Origin of the sequence: Agriterribacter sp. (assembly GCF_035444585.1) — a bacterium.
Lineage (GTDB): Bacteria > Bacteroidota > Bacteroidia > Chitinophagales > Chitinophagaceae > Agriterribacter.
On the sequence record NZ_DAOMOZ010000236.1, the window covers coordinates 1 to 1,522 of the forward strand.

The window sequence follows — 1,522 nt, forward strand, 5'->3', positions numbered from 1 at the left end:
TGCCCGTGTTGGGTGAATGACGATAGGTGCGCAGGGAATGACCGTCTACAAAAGCAAGGGAAATGGCATTGATCAGCTCATCGCGGGTTAAGCCGATGAGTTTCCCCACCACTGCCGTGGAAGCCAGTTTCACCAGCAGCACATGGTCAAGCCCTACCCTGTTAAATGAATTCTCCAATGCCATCACGCCTTGTATTTCGTGTGCACGGATCATGGCATCCAGCACGGCTTTCATGGTCAACGGCGGCTTACCACCGGCGATTGCCGTACGTGAAAGCCAGTCGGCCGTAGCCAGTATGCCTCCCAGGTTATCGGAAGGATGGCCCCATTCGGCCGCCAGCCAGGTATCGTTAAAATCGAGCCATCTTATAATTGTACCGATGTTGAATGCCGCCTGTACAGGATCCAGTTGATAAGAAGTACCGGGAACTTTAGCCCCATTGGGCACAATAGTGCCGGGCACAACGGGACCCAATAGTTTTGTGCATGCAGGATAGGTCAATGCTTCCAACCCGCAGCCAAGCGTGTCCAGTAAACAATAATGTGCTGTTTTCCAGGCTGTCTCATTTTTTATTTCATAGTTCAGCACATAATCGGCAATGTCTGTAATTACTTTATCAACCGGCGGGCGTTCGTTGGAAAGGGACATATGGTTATTTGAGATTTGAGATTTAATATTTGAGATAGCATTCCGCTTCGGATTTCGGGCTTCCCTTCGAGTTTGAATTTTATTTGTTTTTTGTTATTTGCTATTTGATTCTTTTTTCGGCTTGATACTTATCTTTCTTCTATCGGCACAAACTTCCTGTTCTCCGGCCCGGTATAATTGGCGCTGGGGCGTATGATCTTCCCGTCCTGGCGTTGTTCAATAACGTGTGCACTCCATCCTGTAACCCTTGATATAACAAAAAGTGGTGTAAAGAATAAGGTAGGTACGCCCATCAAATGATAGGACACAGCCGAGAACCAGTCGAGATTGGGAAACATCTTCTTTTCATTCCACATCAGCGTTTCAAGGCGTTCAGCAATATTAAACAACTGCAAATCGCCGTCTTCCTCCGCCAACTGCCTTGCAATTTTTTTTATTACCTTGTTCCTTGGATCCGACACCGTGTATACAGGATGCCCGAACCCGATGATCACTTCTTTTTTCTGCAACCTTGATCTGATATCGGCTTCTGCAGCTTCCGGTGATGCATACCTGCTTTGAATATCAAAAGCTACTTCATTGGCGCCGCCGTGTTTGGGCCCGCGCAAAGCGCCTATAGCGCCGGTAATGGCAGCGTACATGTCGGAGCCGGTTCCTGCAATTACCCTTCCTGCAAAAGTGGAAGCGTTAAACTCGTGTTCTGCATATAAGTTCAAAGATACCTGCATTGCTTTCTGCCAGGAATTCCTTGCTTTTTTCCCATGCAGCAGGTGCAGGAAATGAGCACCCACCGTTTCGTCATTGGTTTCTACTTCAATACGGCGACCGTTGTGCGAGAAATGATACCAGTACAGCAGGGCGGAACTGAAAGAC

General features: G+C 47.9%; 2 protein-coding genes. Both read right to left on the reverse strand.

Annotated elements, in window-relative coordinates; all coding sequences use genetic code 11:
* The coding region (locus PLH26_RS18640) for an MmgE/PrpD family protein (RefSeq protein ID WP_324587538.1) at window positions 1-649 on the reverse strand (649 nt) is incomplete at its 3' end.
* A gap of 128 nt (window positions 650-777) precedes the next feature.
* A partial coding sequence (locus tag PLH26_RS18645; protein WP_324587539.1) for a citrate/2-methylcitrate synthase occupies window positions 778-1,522 on the reverse strand: 745 nt, incomplete at its 5' end.